This window comes from Plantactinospora sp. ZYX-F-223 (assembly GCF_039649625.1).
In the GTDB taxonomy this organism is placed as follows: Bacteria; Actinomycetota; Actinomycetes; order Mycobacteriales; family Micromonosporaceae; genus Plantactinospora.
Window position 1 is genome coordinate 1 of record NZ_JBDJAV010000210.1, and the last position, 326, is coordinate 326.

Genomic DNA, 326 nt, shown 5'->3' on the forward strand with positions numbered 1-326 from the left:
AACCAGAACGGGACGCCTGTCCCCGCCATCCTGCGTGGACTGACTCCCGAGGCCGTCGGCACCGGCAGTGCACGCCGCCGCGCCGAGCACACTGCTGCGGGCGGCACTCCGACAACCCCGACCGACGAGCTGGCCGGGCTCGATCCCGCAGATCGACACCGTATCCTTCTGGGCCTGGTCCGATCGAACGTCGCCACCGTTCTGGGCTTCGCCAACGGCGACAGCGTTGACGTCGACCGGCCGTTCAAGGAGCTCGGCTTCGACTCCCTGACCTCCGTCGAGCTGCGCAACCGCCTCGGTCTTGTGGTCGGCGACACGCTGCCGGC

Annotated in this window: 1 protein-coding gene; it reads left to right on the forward strand. The window is 69.6% G+C overall.

Going from position 1 to position 326, the window contains the following annotated elements:
• On the forward strand, positions 1–326 hold a 326-nt coding region (locus tag AAH979_RS43220), incomplete at both ends, for an acyl carrier protein (RefSeq protein WP_346263910.1).